General features: G+C 57.1%; 14 protein-coding genes, 1 tRNA gene and 1 pseudogene. 12 read left to right on the forward strand and 4 right to left on the reverse strand.

Annotation, left to right across the window (positions count from 1 at the left end; all coding sequences use genetic code 11):
* Positions 1 to 193 precede the first annotated feature (193 nt).
* The 9 genes and pseudogenes from Q8W24_RS09620 (at position 194) to Q8W24_RS09655 (ending at position 11,995) form a co-directional block, all read left to right on the forward strand.
* Positions 194 to 3,310 (forward strand): annotated as a pseudogene (locus tag Q8W24_RS09620) (tape measure protein).
* Complete coding sequence (locus tag Q8W24_RS09625; protein WP_305475175.1) at positions 3,307 to 3,693, forward strand: hypothetical protein; 387 nt, start codon at positions 3,307 to 3,309, stop codon at positions 3,691 to 3,693. Before Q8W24_RS09620 ends, Q8W24_RS09625 begins: the two are co-directional and overlap by 4 nt.
* Positions 3,693 to 7,226 carry a hypothetical protein gene (locus Q8W24_RS09630; protein ID WP_305475176.1) on the forward strand — a complete coding sequence of 1,178 codons (3,534 nt, stop codon included), beginning with the start codon at positions 3,693 to 3,695 and terminating at the stop codon, positions 7,224 to 7,226. Before Q8W24_RS09625 ends, Q8W24_RS09630 begins: the two co-directional genes overlap by 1 nt.
* Entirely contained in the window at positions 7,226 to 8,233 is a 1,008-nt protein-coding gene (locus Q8W24_RS09635) for a hypothetical protein (RefSeq protein WP_305475177.1), read from the forward strand. The genes Q8W24_RS09630 and Q8W24_RS09635 overlap by 1 nt, the downstream gene beginning before the upstream one ends.
* Positions 8,230 to 8,964, forward strand: a complete 735-nt coding sequence (locus tag Q8W24_RS09640; protein WP_305475178.1) for a hypothetical protein — start codon at positions 8,230 to 8,232, stop codon at positions 8,962 to 8,964. Before Q8W24_RS09635 ends, Q8W24_RS09640 begins: the two co-directional genes overlap by 4 nt.
* A complete protein-coding gene (locus tag Q8W24_RS09645) occupies positions 8,961 to 10,727 on the forward strand; it encodes a hypothetical protein (protein WP_305475180.1) in 1,767 nt (588 codons plus the stop codon). The genes Q8W24_RS09640 and Q8W24_RS09645 overlap by 4 nt, the downstream gene beginning before the upstream one ends.
* Entirely contained in the window at positions 10,724 to 10,951 is a 228-nt protein-coding gene (locus Q8W24_RS09650; protein WP_305475181.1) for a hypothetical protein, read from the forward strand. The genes Q8W24_RS09645 and Q8W24_RS09650 overlap by 4 nt, the downstream gene beginning before the upstream one ends.
* Positions 10,952 to 11,127: 176 nt before the next feature.
* Complete coding sequence (locus Q8W24_RS16915; RefSeq protein ID WP_370693319.1) at positions 11,128 to 11,334, forward strand: Com family DNA-binding transcriptional regulator; 207 nt, start codon at positions 11,128 to 11,130, stop codon at positions 11,332 to 11,334.
* On the forward strand, positions 11,282 to 11,995 hold the full coding sequence (locus Q8W24_RS09655; RefSeq protein ID WP_305475183.1) for a hypothetical protein: 714 nt from the start codon (positions 11,282 to 11,284) through the stop codon (positions 11,993 to 11,995). The genes Q8W24_RS16915 and Q8W24_RS09655 overlap by 53 nt, the downstream gene beginning before the upstream one ends.
* 235 nt (positions 11,996 to 12,230) lie before the next feature.
* Here the strand turns inward: Q8W24_RS09655 and Q8W24_RS09660 are convergent.
* Positions 12,231 to 12,307: transfer RNA gene (locus Q8W24_RS09660), tRNA-Val, on the reverse strand.
* A gap of 99 nt (positions 12,308 to 12,406) precedes the next feature.
* Entirely contained in the window at positions 12,407 to 14,437 is a 2,031-nt protein-coding gene (uvrB, locus tag Q8W24_RS09665) for an excinuclease ABC subunit UvrB (protein ID WP_303434042.1), read from the reverse strand.
* 125 nt (positions 14,438 to 14,562) lie between these two features.
* On the opposite strand from uvrB, the gene Q8W24_RS09670 reads away from it, so the two are divergent.
* Complete coding sequence (locus tag Q8W24_RS09670) at positions 14,563 to 15,750, forward strand: pyridoxal phosphate-dependent aminotransferase (protein ID WP_303434115.1); 1,188 nt, start codon at positions 14,563 to 14,565, stop codon at positions 15,748 to 15,750.
* A 239-nt stretch (positions 15,751 to 15,989) separates the two neighbouring features.
* Here the strand turns inward: Q8W24_RS09670 and hda are convergent, their stop codons facing one another.
* A complete protein-coding gene (gene hda, locus Q8W24_RS09675) occupies positions 15,990 to 16,691 on the reverse strand; it encodes a DnaA regulatory inactivator Hda (RefSeq protein WP_303434043.1) in 702 nt (233 codons plus the stop codon).
* Positions 16,691 to 17,701 (reverse strand): DUF2066 domain-containing protein, encoded by a 1,011-nt coding sequence (locus Q8W24_RS09680; protein ID WP_305475184.1) that lies wholly within the window; start codon positions 17,699 to 17,701, stop codon positions 16,691 to 16,693. The genes hda and Q8W24_RS09680 overlap by 1 nt, the downstream gene beginning before the upstream one ends.
* A gap of 440 nt (positions 17,702 to 18,141) precedes the next feature.
* Here Q8W24_RS09680 and purM point away from each other — a divergent pair, with 440 nt between their 5' ends.
* Both purM and purN read left to right on the forward strand, forming a co-directional pair.
* The gene (gene purM / locus Q8W24_RS09685) at positions 18,142 to 19,194 is read left to right on the forward strand and encodes a phosphoribosylformylglycinamidine cyclo-ligase (RefSeq protein ID WP_305415499.1); all 1,053 of its coding nucleotides are present in this window, start codon (positions 18,142 to 18,144) and stop codon (positions 19,192 to 19,194) included.
* Positions 19,191 to 19,859, forward strand: coding sequence for a phosphoribosylglycinamide formyltransferase (gene purN / locus Q8W24_RS09690; protein WP_303434046.1), 669 nt, complete (start codon positions 19,191 to 19,193; stop codon positions 19,857 to 19,859). Before purM ends, purN begins: the two co-directional genes overlap by 4 nt.
* Positions 19,860 to 19,873 lie beyond the last annotated feature (14 nt).

A 19,873-nucleotide genomic window follows, 5' to 3' on the forward strand; every position in this document is an offset into this window, starting at 1 on the left:
CACTTCTTTGATCCGCCAAATGCACGACGCTGGGGCCGCGACCGACGACTTTGAAGAAGAAACTGCGAGTTTGTCTCAAACCATGCAAGAGACTGCCCGCAAACGCGAACTGATCGACCAATTCGTGACCTTGCGCCGCGCAACGGACGAGTCCAAAAACGCAATGGAAGCGGCCAAGGCCCGTACGCAAGAAATGGCTCTAGCACTCCGCAACACCGAAAACCCGACACAGCGCCAGCGCCAGGCTTTTGAGAATGCCCGACAAGCGGCACGGGATGCCGCTGATGCCTATCAAAACAACCGTCTGCGGTTGCAAAACCTGAGAGGTACACTCAACGAATCCGGTCTGAGTACCCGCACACTCAATCAGCACCAACGCGATTTGAACAATCAGACCCGTGCGCTCCAACAGCAATATGACGACCTCCGCCGCCGTGTGGAACAGGCCTCCAACGAGCTGGACCAAAACGCAGACAGCGCCAGACGAGCGGGGAGTGAGACCGACGACCTCGCCGACCAAGTTGCCCAGGCCCGCAACGCCTTTCTGGGATTTCTGGGTCTCGACCTGGGCGTCGACATGCTGCGCGACCTCAGCTACCTGGCCGACGGCTACTCAAACCTCACCAGCCGCATCAAACTCGCGGTCGGAGAAGGTGACGCCTTCCATCAAGGGCTAAGCGACGTCCGCACCACCGCCAACAACACCGGCACCGCGCTGGAATCCGTCGCGGGCTTATATACAAAACTCTACCGCGCCACGCGAGACCTGGGCACCAGCTAGGAAGACGTGGCCCAGCTGACCGATACCATCAGCAAATCCTTCATCGTATCCGGGGCCTCAGCGCAAGAAGCCGACGCATCCATCACCCAGCTGTCACAAGCCTTGGCCGCCGGCGTGCTGCGCGGCGATGAATTTAATAGCGTGATGGAACAGTCACCCAGGCTGTCCCAGGCACTATCCGCCAGCCTCGGCGTCACCACAGGCGAACTGAGGGGCATGGCAGAACAGGGCCAACTGACCACCGACATCGTCGTCAAGGCACTGAAAGAACAAGCCGCCGCTATCGACGACGAATTTAGCCAGATGCCCGCCACCGTCGGTGCCTCGGTCGAAAAATTGAAAAATGAGTGGCAAATATTCATCGGCGAACTGAACGAAACCAGCGGTGCCAGCGAACTGGCCGTCGATGCCATCAACGGCGTCGCCGATAGTCTGGGTACCATCGGAGACGTGGCCAGCGCTGCTGGCACCGCCGTCGCCGCTGCCATGCTCCTGAAAGTCGTCCCGGCCATGGCAGCCGCCACGACGGCGACAGGTCTCACAACGCTCGCCATGACCGCCCTGGGCAAAGCCATCCCCATCGCCGTCGTGGCCATGGCCATGGCCATCACCCAAGCGATCGACCTCACCAGCGCCTATAAAAAACTCAAAACCGCCACCACCGATCTGGCCGATGTAAACCAACAGCTGGCCGAATCCCAACAGGCGCTGTCTGATCGATACGCCGAAATCAGCCAGCAAACCGGCGTGCAAGTTAAAAACATGCGCGACCTCGAAGCTGCCCTGGCCGCGGGCACCATCAGAATTGATGAGCAAACCGCCAGCTACGTCAGCGCGGCCGAAGCGGCCCGGCTATTTCAGCAGCGCCAGACAGAAAGCACGACCGTCACCCGTGCAGCGGCAGCCGAAGCTGCCAAAATGTCCTACACTCAGGCGGAGCTGAGCACAGCCTATCAGACCGTGAATGAACAGCTGCAAACCGCCATCGATGACAACAGCCAGCTCGCCAGCGTCATGTCGGGCGAGGTAGTCACCGCCCTGAAACAGGGGGAAACCGGCATTGCCGCCCTGGCGGTCGCGCTACAAAATGCGGAACAGCAAGGAACGCTAACAACCGATCAAATCAATGACGGCCTGTCTGCCGCCCTAAAAGAACTGGCAGCCACCGATCGGAGCCAGTTTGGCGACCTGATCAAAACCGCGATGGAAAAAATAGAGGCCGGGGCAGAATCGGCGGGCGTCTCGGTTGAGCAGCTGCAAACCTTATTAGGCTCACTGCAAACCGCGGATCTGGAAAGTGCCTTCGAAACCCTGGGCATAACCAGTCAGGCATCGCTACAAAAAACCGCCGATGCAGCCAAAGCCGCGTTTGAAACCATCCGCACATCCGGCACCGCCAGCGTCTCCGACATCGATGCCGCGTTTATGGTCTATGCCGAAAAAGCCATCACTGCCAACGACGGCATTGTCGACTCAGAGCTGGAAATCCAAGCCGCACGACTGGGAATGACCGACCTGCTCGACGACCTGACCAGCAAACAAACCAAAGCGGGCAATGCCGGTAAAACCGCGGGCAAGCACATCGCCGATGGGGCCAAATCCGCTAAAACCGCCACCGCCGAACTGGCCGACGAAACCGCCAACAGCGCCCGCGACGTACAAGGCCTGACCAACGACCTGGGCGCGTGGTTCCGCGGAGTGCGTTCAGAGATGCAAACGCTCAGCGCCGAAGCGGGCGTCATGTTCGACAGCAAAATGGGCATCAACAGCGGCCCGATCCTGACAGAAATGGAAGCCATCGAAGCATCCATGGAAAGCGCTCGCGAGCAAATGGGCCGCATCGCACTAGACAGCCTCCAAGTATTCGATCCCACCGGCCTCAATAGCTGGAAAAACTCAGTCATCACCGCAAAAAACGAAACGATACTCGCCTACGGCCAACAAAAGTTGAAATTCCAGGACTACATGACCGCGCTGGAAGATGGCGAATCCATCAGTCAGCGACTTATCAACAGCGCTCGCAACGCCACTGGCAGCATGAGCCTGCTCGGTGCCGAAAACCTCAACACCCTGCGGTCCGCGCTGGCCAGTGCACAATCCCAGCTGGATCAAATGAGCGACTCCGCAACCAGCACCCTCACATCACTGCGCGAACAGCTCTACAGCCTGCAAGGCGACACCGAGGCCTATCAAGAATCCCAATACCTCACCCAAAAAGCCGACCTGCAAGCCGCGCTGGAAGAGGCTCAAGCAGCCAACAACACCGACGCCATTGCCGCTTATAAAGACTCGCTCAAAACGCTGGAAAAAATCCGTGCTGAGCAAAAATCCCAGACCGCCGCCGACACCGCCACCACTGCCAGCAGTACAACCAGCAGCAGCGCCGATACCACCACCGCCAGTACCAGCGCCTCCATAGAGACCGTCACCATAGAGTTGGGCAGTCGATCCGTAGAGGTACTGGCCAGCGATAAAGACGATTTGCTCGAAATGATTGAAGACGCCTACGAGAGAGGGGCCAGTCTATGATGCTCGACACCATCAGCCTGCCAGCGAATTTATACTGGTCGGGCGAAACCACGTTTAAACCCTGGGCCAGCTCGCAAGAGCGCGCCGTCTCCGGAGCACTGATCATCGATGTGCAGGCCCTCAGCTACGGCCAGCCCATCGTATTGACCGGAGCCTGGATTCATCGGGCAGACCTGGCCGCGCTGCAAGCGCTGGAATCCAGCCCCCTGACAAAACGCACCCTGACACTGAATGACAGCACCGTCCACACCGTCCTGATCGATCTGGCCAGCGGCGGAATCAGCGCCACACCGTTGGCCCCAGAAACCACCCCGACCGCCAGCACCCTGTACGAGCTAACCATCCACTTGATCACCGTAGAACCTGATCCGGAGTCCGAATAATGGCCATCACCGATGCCGATTTAAAACTGATGCGTGCCGAACGCAATACCGACAACGCCGACGGCGGTGGCATGATGACCGGCACGCCGCTGTCCGACGGCGATATCAACAACCTCTGGGATGACATCGACAGCACCGAACTCGCCCGCGGCGGGGTATCGATCCGCCGATTTTTCCCCAAAGTCGAAACCGCCAACACCGACAAACTGCTCGGCAGCCGCGTCGCCATCATCGAAGATGCCGCCGCCGATAACGTCAGCACACTGCTGTATAAAACCGGAGACCACTACGCCGAACGGGCGCAAATCCAAGCCGAGATTGAACGTTACGTCGTGATCGGCATCCAGTCCCCCCTGCGGCCAGTCGGCACCCAGCGCGAGGGTCAAAACGCCCTGGTACTGTACGCCGACCGGGCCGACCAAGCGCCGGAAGTTGGTGCCGTGATTGTGCTGGAGGATATCGACACCGAAGACCAGCAATTTGTCAAAATCACCGATGTCGACGCAGCGTCAACGGTGTACACCTACGTATCCGATGGCGAGTTTAACGACTACAGCGCCTGGCAGTTTATCGTCAGCATCAGCCAGCCACTGGAGCGTGATTTTGAAGGACTGGACCCATCGCCCACCGCCTCACATCCAACCCGAATCCTCACCACACAAGCCAGCGGCGCTGCAAAATACTACGGCATCACCCAACTGGCAGAAGATGCCACCACCGGCGATACCGCCGTTGTGGTGGACACCATCCAAGCCCCGCTGGTGCCCGTCGTCACCAGCGAAGTGGCGCTGATCGATCAAGTGCCAGGGATCGCCACCCAAATCGTTCAAGCGGTCGGCAGCCAGCAGGCATTCAACCACGGCAACTTGTCCGGCTCCGTTGTTCGCACCCTCCTGACGGGCTGGAAACCCGGCAGCCTGACACTCACCATCGGCGGCAGTACCTATCACGATGTGGGTACCGACCTGCAACTGATCAGCGGGACAGAGCGGCTATCCTCCGCCTCCGTACTACCAGCCACCGGCCAAATCACGCTCTCACTGAATACGACCAGTAGCGTCAGCGGTACCTACACCCCAGCCGTCGCCGTCGATTTAACGCCATACACCGCCGCGGTAGACATCAGCGTCGCCAATCGCCAGCTGACCTACACCGACCAGCTCTCACCCATCCCGGCCCGCGGCAGCCTGCGCATCGACTACCTGTACCTCGGGGGCTGGTATCAACTGTCCGATGACGGCTCAGGTGCTATCAGTGGTGACGCGGGCGAGACGGGCACTATCAACTACGATACCGGCAGCGTTGCGTTTGTACTCTCTGGGGAGCCTGACGACGGGTCAGCCATCATATTCACCTGGGGATCAGTGGCCGACCTGACCCTGATCACCGGCACCCCAACCACCAAACTCAAAGTCGATCTGCCCGGGCAGCGTGAGGTTGGCAGCACCGCAATCAGTTGGGATCGCAGCGGCAGCAGCTACAGTCTGACCGAACTGAGCAACGGCACCTGGACAGGCGCTGGCAGCGCTGAGATAACCGGCACCGAACTGACGTTCAGCCCATCAAGCCTGCCCGATGGGCCAGTGACGGTGGCATACACTCAAGTCGCCGGGGACGAGACAGCCAGCAACCAGGTTTTGCCGGAGCAAACCGGGGGCAGCCTGAGCCTGATGGCCGAACCGGGCGTACTGCCGCAGACCGTGCATTTTGAGGCGGTTTTTACTATCCCGAGGCTATACAACTACGAGGGCGCAGATCGCGAACGCCGGTCAATCGTCACGCTGACATTTAACGGTCGGGCCGATGGCTACGTATACACCACCGCAGAGGGCGAAACCCGCCAGGTCGGATCGATCAATGCCAGCACCGGGGCGGTGACGATCGATATCAGCGGTCTCACGCGCATGGGCACCTACGACGTGAGAATCAGTTCCTGGAACTGGATCAGCACGCCCCAGATCTACAGCTACCGCTGCGAGAGTCAAACGTCCGTTCTGTACTACCGCATGACCGACACGGCCCCCGGCCCGGTCAGCATGGTTTATGCGCTCAATCAGATCACGGTGGACGTTAACCTCGGCCTGGCCCCGCTACTGATCGGCGCTCAGGTATTTACGGTTGATGGGGTGCAAGTGGTCGATCGCGGCGATGGTTACCTGTACCGCAATTGGTCAGCAACAACCGCGGCAGGTCTCCAGTGCGGCCAAATCAATCACGCCGACGGCAGCATCGAACTGGATTACAGCCAGCTTCAGCCCTCAATCAGCACCCTGGCTACCACCCTGCAATCCGGGGCATCTGGGCGCTCCAGTGGCCTCGTCTCAGAGCTGGTATTCCGCACCCCGGCATCTCCGCTGCGGGCCAGTGGCGTCCAGATACTGGCCCGCCGTGCCTCCGATACCGCCCTGATGCGAGCCGACAGCGATGGCCAGGGCGACATTGCCGGATCATTCGACGCCAGCGACCAACTGACAGAACTGACCTCGGAACTCACGGGCGCAGTAGAGGGCGTATTGCCCATCACTACCGACCCCGGCACCGCCACCGGCACGGTAGAGCTATCCAGCGGCATCATCCGGCTGTCATTCACCCAGCCCGTGTTGCTCAGTACCCTGACATACAACGCCGTGGCCTATACCACCATCCCTGTTGATCCCGATCTGCTCGGCCTCGATCCGGTCAAACTGCCCACAAGCGGCAAGGTGCCCATTTTTCAAGCCGGTTATCTTGCCCTCGTTCACAACACACAAGCCATCGAAATCAACACGCCCACCGCCGCACAAACCATTGACTGTGGCCGAACGGATCTGGCCCTGGTGCGCATACTCGATGCCGCCGGTACGGCACTGGCCACCGACCAATACAGCGTCAACAAAGAGACCGGCATCGTCACACTGGCCGACCCGTTCAGCGCTGAAGACGCCGACAGCAACAGCCTCACACTGCCGCTGACCGTTAGCCACCGCGTGCAAGACCTCTGCGCCGTGGGCGTGGCCCGGGTGGATGGCCAGCTGCAGTTTTTAACCCAGCTCACCCACGACTACGCCGCCGGCAGTCAGGTATCCGCGGTGGTCGAGTTGGGGGATCTGCAAGTACGGGTAGAAGGGCTGTTTTGTCAAAAAATCGACGTATCGGGCGTGTTCGACGACGACCTGGCCGGTGACACCTCCGTCGCTCAGTACGATGATCTCAACTACCCGCTACAAGTCGACAACACCAGCGCCGTACAGGAGCGCTGGAAAATCCTCTGGCGATCGGCCAGCACATTCGATGTCATCGGCGAACAACGCGGCATCGTACTGTCCGGCGTCGCCAAAGATCTGGACTGCGCCCCCATAAACCCATTCACCAACACCCCGTATTTTACCCTGTTGGCCGATGGCCACGGCACCGGATGGGTCACTGGCAACACCATCCGATTCAACACCGTCGCCGCGGCCGAACCGGTCGAGGCCATCCGCACCACATTACCCAGCCACCAACGCCTGACCAATCAATCCGTCTATATCGAGTTTATGGGAGACGCTGACTAATGGCCGCAGAACCAAGAATCTACCGCTGGGATGACGTCGGTGCACCGAATGCCAGTGTCGATAGCGATTCCTTTTACAACGTCGCCAAAGCCGTGCTGGTTGATGGTTACGGCAGTATGCCCGCCGCGGGCTGGTCGGTGGTCTATGACGAGTGGTCAACCCTGGGTCACGCCCAATTCACCAATGCCGCCGAATCCGGCGTACTCGGGCTGGTACAGGATGATGGCACTAGCCCCGATTATTTTGACTGCACGCTGTTTATTGCCGACGCCATGGTCGACGCCACGACCGCCGTCAATGCCCGGTCCGGTACTGTATCCATCAGCGACGTCAGCGCCATGACCGCCAATACCTCCCGAATGGGACTGCCGGGTCAGCGATATTGGGTCGCCATCGCCAATGAGCAGACCGCTCTATTTTGGTTTGCCAACGCATCATCGTATCTGACAACCCCACCCGGGAACTCAAACGGCATCGACTTTGCGTTGGCAGTGGGGGCCATGAGTAGCCTGCGCGGGCTGGGGTCGATAGCGACGCCCGCCACCGGCAATTTTTTTGCGCTAGGGGCGCAGTGGTCCACTTATAGCCATAAAGTGTGGTCTAGTAATAACAAAATCACGACCTTGCGGGCCGCCGATGGCGCCATTACCACCGCTACACAGTATGGTCTCGTACTGCCGTATTACTCTGGGGCATATAGCGACATCGGAAAAAGTGTCAGCGACAGTGTGGTGGATCTTGATGTTTCTCCGGTCGAGTTATGGACGTCGTCATCGTCCTCTCGCACCTACACTTCACAGGTCGCTCGTGCGCCCATGCTGCTCAGTAGCGACAGTTTTACAGGCGTTGGCAATGCATACACAAAATCCGCGGCCAGCGTTTTTACCGACCGGCTCGGCACCGGCTGTTTTAACCCCCTGACGCTGGGGGGGAAATCCTGCGTCATCGCGCCATTGCCCAGCGAAGTTCGGATCATTGTCTCCATGGCGTTGGAGGACTGGGTGTGATTATCTCGTTTTCGGATCAATCAATCCCGTATCCAGTAGCCGCAGTCGAACGAGTGGTTCTTTCGCACAATCTGCCGTTTGATGATGCCGATTTTTGGGTCATGCAGGTTTTTAACGGCCTGCGCAGCGAATTGATGTTGGCTGTACTGGATGGGACCCTGACGATACCCAAGTCAAATATCGTCGACGGCCAGCTATACAGGCTGATCGCATTCCCTGTGCAAAATGGCTTGCTCGATGGCCTCTACTGGCACGACAACTACGTCTACGACCCAGGTCAGGCGACCATCAGTTTCACCAGCGGTGGTAATCAAGGCGGCAGCGGTGAAACCAAGACCTTCACCGGCTCCGTCCGGATCGAATCCGTCGGTGTCGCTCGTCAGGTCGTGGCCGTGGCGCTGGATGCAGATCCGGTCTACCTGCTCGCGAGCACGACATCCGACCTCAGCGGCAGCTACACCCTGGAATGGCAGGGCTACAGCGGACAAATGCTCGTGACCGCGCTGGATGATTACGGCGTCGATTTTGAAACCGGCAAAACACTGGGTGAAGGCGATCGGGTACACCCGCCAGCGCCCAACGGCTACGTGTACGTATCCGGCAATCTCGGCACGCTGGGCACCGAACCGCTATGGCCAACACAAGAGGGTGCCAGCGTCACCAGCGGCAACGTCCAGCTCGTTGCCGTGCCGTTCTGGCGTCCTAAATCGGCCGGGCCATTTTCCGTATGAGTTATGTGCCCGCGCTTGTCAGCCAGATAATCTGCCGCTATACCAGCACCAGTACCGCGCAGCGCGTCGCCAACGGTGCCTCTGTATCGGGTTATCTGCCACCTACTCGGCAGAATGGTGCTGATATTGCCGCTCATACCGCCAGCGGTCGGGGTGCCCTGATCCGTCAGCAGTATCAACAGCCTCCCTGGCACCACCTGGGCTATCGTGCCGGAGTCAACAGCGCCGAATCGCGCCAGCAATTGCACGCGCTCGGATGGGGCGTGCCAGAGTTCGTGCAGCTGGGGAGTGACATCGCCATTGCCTCTGCCAGCCTGGCACTGACTGGCGACCACACGCTGATCGCACATACCCAAACTCGCTACGTTTACCATCATCTCAGCACCCCGATATTGACTGTCGACCCCTATACCGTCCGACCCGACGCCGATGCCCTGCGGGACAGCGAGCTGTTCACCAGCCTGAGCACCGTCATCGAGTTTGACGACAGCCTGCACATACCCAACTCCGTCATCAACTGGGGTGGTGCCGACCTCACCAAGCGCGCGCCAATGCCGGTATTCAGCGGAGTAGCCCTGAGCCATCACCAGCCGCCAGAGCACCGACGGCCAATCGGTGCACCGTGGGACACAATCAGCGAGTATGCCAGCGCCACCGAAACCCCATACTGGCTCGGCGTACTCACACCTGGCCCCGCGCCAGACGCCAACGCTGCAGAGACACACATCATCATGAACACAGTCCAATGCTACACACTGCCAGACCAAACCCCGCTGGCACTGGCTGATATCAGCATCGACGCCGATCTCGATACCGTCTGCTGGAAGCTGAGTTGCCAAGCGCTGAACACTGCCAGCGCCGCATTACTCACGCCCGATGCGACCGGTCGCAAAGAGCTGGCGATCATCATCAACGGCCATCGGTGGGAATTTTTCATCGCCAAAACGGCCCAGTCCAAAACCGTCAGCGACCAGCTCAACAAGCGATTTACCGTTACCGGCTACAGCCGTAGCCAATACCTCGCCGCCCCCTACGCCCCGGCGCGCACCAAAAGCATTGGCACTACCACCGCCGTGCAGGCCGCTACCGCCGAACTGACCGGCACCGGCTTCACCCTCGACTGGAACGTCACCGATCTGCCGGACTGGACGCTACCAAACGCCGCGTTCAGCTACCAAAGCCTCGCGCCGATGGCCGTGATTAAACGCCTCGCCAGCGCCGCCGGTGGCATCGTCCAAACCGACCCAGCCACCGACAGCATTATCGTCCGCCCCCGATTCAGCGCCATGCCCTGGTATCTCTACGCCATCGCCGCCGACGCCACGATCCACGAGAGCCAGGTCACCAGCGAACAACACGCCGACGCCCCCGGCATACTCTATAACGCCGTATTCGTCAGCGGCGAAACCGACGGCGTCAGCACCACCATCACCCGCCAGGGCACCAATGGCGACAGTCCGGCTACCGACGTCACCGACAGCTGGATCACCGCCATCGAATGCAACACCAGCCGCGGAACCGCAGAACTCGCCATCAGCGGTGACCGCGTCACCCACACCCTCGAACTCCCCGTCCCAGAAATCGACGAACCGGGCGTCCTGCTGCCCGGCATGAACGTCGCCGTACAACACACCGACAGCAGCCGGGACTACCGCAGCTACGTCACCGCCGTCACCGTCAGCGTACCGGGGCGACTCAATGCCAAGGTTCGCCAAACCGTCACACTCGATCAACCCACCGGGTGGGAGGACTACACCGCATGAGCAACCCATGGACACGACTCAGCAAACTCATCGCCCCCGGTGCCAAAACCATCGTCACCGTCACCACCGTACACACCGACGGCACCAGCACCGTCACCCTGCGCAGCGGCGATACCTTACGAGTACAAGGGGATACAGTTAGTGAAGGAAATGCAGCACTGATTCAACAGAGACGGATTATCGGGAAAGTCCCGAACTTGGTGCACTACGAGATAGAGGTTTAAAGCGCTTTAAACCCGCTTTTAACCCACAAGACTTATTCTGAGCCAGTAAAGGAAGCGACGCCAACCCGGCGGTCACCGGGTTAACGTCACCAATCCGCAGCGATGTAGCACTGCGAATCAGCCAAGGCTTCCCGCTCGTCGACGAGCTGGGGCAGCCTACAACATTGGTGATTCACATGCACGAAGTACGCTGCACCCACTGTAACAAGCTGCTATGCCGAATGACCGGCACAGCCCATATCGAAGTAAAATGCCCACGATGTGGAACCATAAATATTGAGCGCCGCGAGCACCTGTTGGATGAGTTGAATAACTCTCACCGGAGGACTTGTGGCCACAACACCCGTTTCCATAAAAAGTGGAAATCCCACGGCAATGATTGAAGAAGGTCAGTATGTTGGATATGGCTGCCCGGAATTAAGAGTGGAAGTTATTCCATGCTGGCTTGCTAGAACTCTGGTTCAAGTGCACCACTACAGCCGCCGCTGGGTAAACAACAGTTACCTGCACCTTGGGGTTATGAGCGGCAGAACCCTTGTTGGTGTCATGCAATGGGGATACGCCCTCAACCCTAACAGTGGACGGCGCGTTGTGCTTGGTACTGGCAATCGTGAATACATGGAACTGAACAGACTCTGGCTTCACGACTCCATGCCCAAAAATAGCGAAAGCCGGGCCATAGGGTACGCCATCAAATTGATTCGCCAACGATACCCGTCAGTACAATGGGTACAGTCATTCGCTGATGAGCGTTGTGGCAAAGGTGGAATTGTCTACCAAGCATGCAGCTTCGACTTTGTTGGGAGCCACTTAAGCCGATTTTATGAACTAGACGGTGATTGGTACCATGAACTGGCAAAAACCCGAAAAGGTGGAGTTCGTGGCAAGCATCTTCAAGCCAACTTGCATCGAGCCAATGTGCACATGATGCGTCAATTTCGGTACGTTAAATTTCTGAACAAAAAAGCTCGAAAACGGTTGAATGAAAAGCTGTTCAAAATCCAGCCTTATCCCAAACTGGAAGCCGAAAAAAACAAAAAATAAGTGTCTTATATTGTGCGTCTATAAATCTAAAAAGATTCGGCGCGCTACACGTGTCCAAGTCCATTTGACAGACAGCTACATACTCACTACCTGATCAGATGATTAGTGACGAAAATAGAACAGGAAAAGAGCTGCAAGAACCACTGTATATTGCCAACGAATTGCCAACACGTCGAAACCAGCCTGACAGACACAAAAAAGCCGCTCGTAAGCGGCTGATTTGTAAAAGAATTCTTGGTAGGACTACCCAGATTCGAACTGGGGACCTCTACCATGTCAAGGTAGCGCTCTAACCAACTGAGCTATAGTCCTAAAGAGAGCGCGCATATTACTTCTGGTTTTGTAGTCGTGCAACCCTTTTTCTGAATTTTTTCGAAAAAGGGGAAAATCGGTCGGCTGCCACTTTTTATATTAGCTGTTGGCGATGATTCTGGCTTTCATGTCGTGGAGCTGGTCGCGGAGTTTGGCAGCGGTTTCAAAATCGAGGTCGCGGGCGGCTTTGAACATGCGGTCTTCAACTTCGGCGACTTTTTTCACCAGCTCGGGGGCGGTGAGTCGGCTCCAGTCGGCTGATCCATAATCCGGCTTGTCTTCCGCCACTTTGCGGTTACGGTTGCCATTGCGTCCTTTTTTACCGGGTGCAGGAGCCGCTTCCAGGATGTCTTCAACCGATTTGAAGACGCCTTGGGGAGTGATGTTGTGCTCTTCGTTGAAGGCGACCTGTTTTTCCCGGCGGCGGTCGGTTTCTTCCATCGCCTTGCGCATGGAGTCGGTTACCCGGTCGGCGTAGAGTATTGCCCGGCCATTCAGGTTACGGGCGGCGCGGCCAATGGTCTGGATCAGTGAGCGTTCGGAGCGCAAAAAGCCTTCCTTGTCGGCATCAAAAATAGCCACCAGCGAAACTTCCGGGATATCCAGCCCTTCTCGCAATAAGTTAATACCCACGAGCACATCAAACTCGCCCAGCCTCAGGTCGCGGATGATTTCTACCCGCTCGACGGTGTCAATGTCGGAGTGCAGGTAACGAACGCGCACGCCCTGCTCAAACAGGAAGTCGGTCAGGTCTTCGGCCATACGTTTGGTGAGTACGGTAATCAGTATCCGTTCGCCCTTGTCGACCCGTAAGCGCAGTTCATGCAGCACATCGTCGACCTGACCGGTGGCCGGGCGGATTTCGATAATCGGGTCGACCAGGCCGGTGGGCCGCACCACCTGTTCGACCACTGCGTCCTGGTGCTCTTTTTCATAATTGCCGGGGGTGGCGGAGACAAAGATGCATTGCGGTACGATGGCTTCCCACTCTTCAAATTGCATCGGCCGGTTGTCGAGTGCCGATGGCAGCCGAAAGCCAAATTGCACCAGGGTTTCCTTGCGGGAACGGTCGCCCCGATACATGCCGCCAATTTGGGGGATGGTAACGTGACTTTCATCCACAAATACCAGCGCGTCTTTGGGGATGTAGTCAAACAGGGTTGGCGGCGCGGCCCCCTGCTCTCGGCCTGAGAGGTAGCGCGAGTAGTTTTCGATGCCGGAGCAGTACCCCAGCTCTTGCATCATCTCAATATCGTAGCGGGTGCGCTGTTCCAGCCGCTGGGCTTCGACCAGCAAATTCTCGTTGCGGTAGTATTCCAGCCGTTCGTCCAGCTCGACCTTGATGCCGTCAATGGCATCGAGAATACGCTGGCGCGGGGTGGCGTAGTGGGTTTTGGGATAGATCGTGACGCGGCCAAGGCGGTTGTGTATGGCACCGGTCAGTGGATCAAAACTGCTGAGCTGTTCGACTTCGTCGTCAAACAGTTCGATACGTACGGCTTCGTCGTCACTTTCTGCCGGGTAGACGTCGATCACTTCTCCCCGTACTCGATAGGTGCCGCGGTGAAAATCCATGTCGTTACGAGTATATTGCAGCTCAGCCAAACGGCGTAGAATAGTACGCTGATCAACCTGGTCTCCACGCACCAGGTGCAGCATCATCTTGAGGTAGGAGTCCGGATCACCAAGGCCATAGATGGCCGATACGGTGGCGATAATAATGGCATCGCGGCGTTCCAGCAGTGCCTTGGTGGCCGACAGCCGCATCTGCTCGATGTGTTCGTTGACGGAAGCATCCTTGTCGATAAACGTATCCGATGAGGGCACATAGGCTTCTGGCTGGTAGTAGTCGTAGTAGGAAACAAAATATTCCACAGCGTTGTCGGGGAAAAATTCCTTGAACTCGCCGTACAGCTGCGCCGCCAATGTTTTATTGTGCGCCATGATAATCGCCGGCCGCTGACACTGGGCGATAACGTTGGCCATGGTGTAGGTTTTACCGGAACCCGTAACGCCAAGCAGGGTTTGTTTGAGAAGTCCGGCGTTGATACCGGCAACTAACTGCCGAATGGCTTCAGGCTGATCTCCGGCAGGGGAATATTTGGACGTGAGCGCAAACGTCTTGCTCATAGGGATTCCAGTATGTCAGTAGATTTAGTAAGATTCCGCAGTTTGGCATTCATTCCGGACAATTCATCATTTTGCAACATTGCTCCGGTTGTCAATTTTCTATCACGCCTGTTTTGAGGATACACATTTTGGACCTGCAACTGTCTGATCGCGTTCAACAGATCAAGCCTTCCCCTACGCTGGCAGTCACCAATCGTGCTGCGGTTTTGCGGTCAGAAGGTAAGGACATTATCGGCCTTGGCGCCGGCGAACCGGATTTCGACACCCCTGAGCACATAAAAAAAGCGGCTATTGCGGCTATTGATGCAGGCTTCACCAAGTATACCTCTGTGGATGGAACGCCGGGACTCAAACAAGCCATTATCAGCAAGTTCAAAAACGACAACAACCTGGAATATGAAGCAAATCAGATTCTGGTGTCGTGTGGTGGCAAGCAAAGCTTTTTCAACTTGAGCCTGGCCTTGTTAAACCCTGGCGATGAAGTCGTTATCCCGGCGCCGTACTGGGTGTCTTACCCGGATATGGTCAAGATTGCGGAAGCCACGCCGGTGATTGTTGAAACATCGATGGACAACCAGTTCAAGATGACGGCTGAGCAACTGGATGCGGCCATTACTCCCAAAACGCGTCTGGTGGTCTTGAACAGCCCATCCAACCCGTCTGGCAAAGCCTACAGCTTGGATGAACTGAAAGCGCTCGGCGCGGTGCTGCAACAGTATCCGGATGTGCTGATCGCCACCGATGATATGTATGAGCTGATTTTGTGGGCTGAGTGTGGCTTCCACAATATTCTCAACGCCTGCCCTGAGCTGTACGAGCGCACCATCGTTCTGAACGGTGTATCCAAGGCGTTCAGCATGACTGGCTGGCGGATTGGTTATGCTGCCGGGCCAGCCAAGCTGATTGGGGCGATGAAAAAGATCCAGTCACAAAGCACATCAAACCCGGCCTCGATCTCCCAGGTGGCGGCGGAAGCCGCTTTAAGAGGCGGTAACGACTGCGTCAAACCCATGGTGGCTGCGTTCAAGGAACGTCACGACTATCTGGTAGCGGCATTAAATGCGTTACCCGGCGTTGAGTGTCTTGAAGGGGATGGCGCGTTCTACGCGTTCCCGAGCTTTCAGGGCGCGATGGATACGATGGGCATTGCCAATGATATCGACTTTGCAGAGAAGATGCTGATCGAAGCCGGTGTGGCGATGGTGCCAGGGTCGGCGTTTGGTTCGCCAGGCTTTATGCGACTGTCGTTCGCAACCAGTCTGGCGACGTTGAAAGATGCCATTGCGCGCCTGCAAAAAGCGCTGGGTAACTGATCCGGCGACGTATTTTGGCTTCAGTCTTCCTTGTTCCCATGCCTGGCGTGGGGACAAGGCAGCCAGACATCAATAGCTGAATTTTCAGAATTAGCTGTAACGTTTTATCAAGACCGTCTTGTTTATCCTGCCCAACAACACCTGCAGCACACCTATACCAGCACCATCAGCACACCTACTCCACCACCAGCACCACCAGCACCAACAGCACCGATATGGCCTTGCCAGGGTTGGTTGTGTTACCAGTCCATCTCTTCCTTGACAAACGGAATGGTCAATTTGCGCTGATGGGTCAACGAAGCATGGTCCAGACGATCCAGAATATCAGCCAGGCCTTCCATATGTTCCGGCCCTCGCGAGACGATAAAACGCGCCACGTCTTCTGCCAGTAAAATACCCCGCTGCCGCGCCCGCAAGACCAGCGCCAGAGCCCGCTCTTCTGGCTGCAGCAATGCCAAATGGTACACCACGCCCCAGCATAATCGGGACCCCAGATCCGGCAGCGCCACAGCCAGCTGTTGAGGTGGACAACGTGCCGAGATCAACAAATGGCCATCGTTTTCCCGCACCCGGTTAAACAGATGAAACAGGGCCAGCTCCCAGTCGTCATGGCCCAGTACTGCCTCGATATCATCCAGTACCACCAAGGGTAATTGTTCCAGTGAATCCAGCACCTCGGGGCTGTAGTTCACCAGCTCTTTTAATGGCAGATAGACACTGTGATGACCGAGACCATCGGCATAATGACACGCCGCTTGCAACAAATGACTCAGGCCGCAACCGGAATCCCCCCAGAGGAACAGGAAAGGGTCTCCTGATAACGTCCACTGGCGCTGCACAGCCTGGATGACTTCTTCGTTGGGTCCGGCATAAAAATTGGCAATGCGCGCATCATCCCGCACATAGACGGACAAGGTCAGCTGAGGGTGCGGCGTCACCATTAATGCCCCATCCAGAGCAGTGTATCCGGCAAATTGCTATCACTGACTCGTCGGTCAAAACGGATATTAGTCAGCACCTGCGACCAACTGGCATTCAGCGTCAGCCCCAGATCGAGACTGTCGCCACGAACGCCCAGAACCGACACCTGCTCTACTCCGGATACCGAAGCCAGTAATGCCAACACAGCCCGATAATCGTCGTAGCGGCTAACCTGCTGCATGGTCAGCGTCTGTTGCTCTATTGCCAAATCGGCTGCTGAAGTCACCACGCCGTAGCGACTGGAAAAATAGCCGCTCACCGCCTCGGCCAGTGCAGCAATAACTGCCGACTCCGATTTGCCGCGAATATCCAGCGGAAAGTGGTCATGGTGATATTCAAGATAACCATCCGCACGCCAGCCATCCCCAGACGGAGTGATCCGGGCGGCAACAATGGCATCCGTGTGATAGCGTTCAGAAGCTGCCCGGATATCATCCCGGAACAAGCCGAACAGGCGTTCGGCCGGTAGCGCCATCTGGTCGTCCAGGTCCTGAATCGGCCAGACGGCTGGAATCCCGTGCAGTGCAAATACATTGCGCCAGCCCCGATATTGATCGGCACTGATAACCGATCGGCTGCCATTATAAGACAACCCCAGCCAGAACATGACATCCGGTCGATTACTGCCCCACACCGGCAATCCATGACGGGCCAGCAAGTCATTGACCGGGCCTGTCGCAAACATGGCTTGCAGTACCAGAGCCCCGCCATCCGTCTGCGAGGTGTAACGATAACTGGCCAGATAACGGCTCGATGACTTACCGGTCAGAGATTTCAGCTCTGCCGCAGGTTTGCCCGACACCTTGGTCAATACCTGCAGCAATGCCGCGGGCATCGCCGCTTCTCGCGTCGCGGGCGTTCTATCTGCCACTTCAATAGAGGCCAGATACAGATCCGTTACTACCCCGGCAGAGGCCACGGGAGAGAGTAACAACAGACAATACATCAATCGCAGAAAGACTGAGCGCACGCGTGAAAATTCCTTTGTCATTCCGGTTTACGGCGTACAACCACCGCGAACATGGGTTCTTGCTCTGACGCCAAAGGGGTTGCTGCGACTATCGGTACTGCGACTGTTTATAAGCCTTATATTGCAAGCCTTATAAGCTTCGTTATTGATAGCCCCACATTGACTGCGGCCATCATAACCATCACAACAACAATACCGGGAGCAGGAACAACACCAAGACATCGGACAGTGGCTATTGTGCCACGCACAAGCCACGCACCCAAGAGAACTCCGCCAGTGACTTGATGATCTGGGGATGCTGATCGTAACAAAAGCCGGTTTCCATGCGCTTCTGCGCCAATTAACTGGCCTGTCGTACTATTTCTTTGTCGCAGCAGGTGAAGTGGCGGACACAAATCGCTAGAATACCCCGCTTCTTTGCAGCCACCCTGTGAATCCGAATGACCGAATCAAAATCCCTAAGCTATAAAGACGCTGGCGTTGACATCAATGCCGGAAACGCACTGGTAGAACGCATCAAGGACGTAGCCAAACGCACTCGCCGCCCGGAAGTCATGGCCGGCCTTGGCGGTTTTGGTGCTCTGTTCGAACTGCCACAAGGCTACCATCAACCCGTTCTGGTATCGGGTACCGATGGCGTGGGCACCAAGCTGCGTCTGGCTATGGATCTGGGCAAGCACGACACCATTGGTATCGACCTGGTCGCCATGTGTGTCAATGACCTCGTGGTCTCTGGTGCCGAGCCGCTGTTTTTTCTTGACTATTATGCCACCGGCCACCTGAACGTTGACGTTGCCGCAGCTGTTGTCAGTGGTATTGGTGCCGGCTGTGAACAGGCCGGTGCCGCACTGGTTGGCGGTGAAACCGCTGAGATGCCCGGTATGTACGAAGGCGAAGACTACGATCTCGCCGGTTTTTGTGTTGGTATTGTTGAAAAAGCCGACATCATTGATGGCACCAAGGTTCAGGCCGGTGATTCCCTGGTCGCGCTGGCCTCCAGTGGCCCGCATTCCAATGGCTACTCGCTGGTACGCAAGATCCTTGAAGTTGCTGATGCCGATCTGCAACAGGACCTCGACGGTGTGCCGCTGGCCGACGCTCTGATGGCACCGACTCGCATCTACGTCAAATCAACCTTGCAACTGATCAATGCCACCGAAGTGCACGCGCTGTCGCATATCACCGGCGGCGGTTTCCAGGAAAATATCCCCCGCGTTTTGCCAGACAACTGCAAAGCCGTGATCAATACCAACAGCTGGCGCTGGCCTGCGGTGTTCGAATGGCTGCAACAAGCCGGTAATGTCGCCACCGCAGAAATGTTCCGCACCTTTAACTGTGGTGTTGGCATGATCATCGCCTTGCCGGAACACAAAGCAGACCAGGCGATCGCCCTGCTGAACGCTGAAGGTGAACAAGCCTGGATTATTGGCAATATCGTTGAAAAAACCGATGAAGAAGCCAGCGTGGAATTCATCGGTCACCGCACCGTATGATGACCGACTCGGCACTTGATCAACCTCGTATCGTGATACTGATTTCCGGTACGGGGAGTAATATGCTGGCCATTGCCGACGCTGTCCAGACGGGCGATATTGACGCCATGGTTGCCGGTGTTGTTTGTAATCGCCCAGAGGCAGCGGGTATGCAATATGCCCGCGACCGCGATATTCCGGTGGTACTGGTGGACCATCAGCAGTTCAACAGCCGCGAGGAATTTGATGCCCATCTGATGCGGGCCATCGATGACCTTGCCCCGGATCTGGTAGTGCTGGCGGGATTCATGCGCATCCTGACCGCCGACTTTGTTCGTCGTTACCGCGGCCGCCTGATCAATATTCACCCATCCCTACTGCCCTTGTATCAAGGGTTGGACACCCATCAACGCGCCATTGATGCCGGTGACAAAGAACATGGAGCCTCCGTACACTTTGTCACCGAAGAGCTGGATGGTGGCCCAGTGATCGCTCAAGCCAGTGTGCCCATTGAGGAAGACGACACCGCCGCCAGCCTGCAACGCAAGGTACAGGCCCAGGAGCATGTGTTGTATCCAATCATCGTCAAATGGTGTACACAAGGCAGACTGGAGATGACTGATAAAGGTGTCACTCTTGATAGTAAACTTCTGCCGCCATCCGGACTCAGACTGACAGCCCAGTAATCAATCACCATCGC

This window comes from Oceanobacter sp. 4_MG-2023, assembly GCF_030689165.1.
Lineage (GTDB): Bacteria > Pseudomonadota > Gammaproteobacteria > Pseudomonadales > Oceanobacteraceae > Oceanobacter.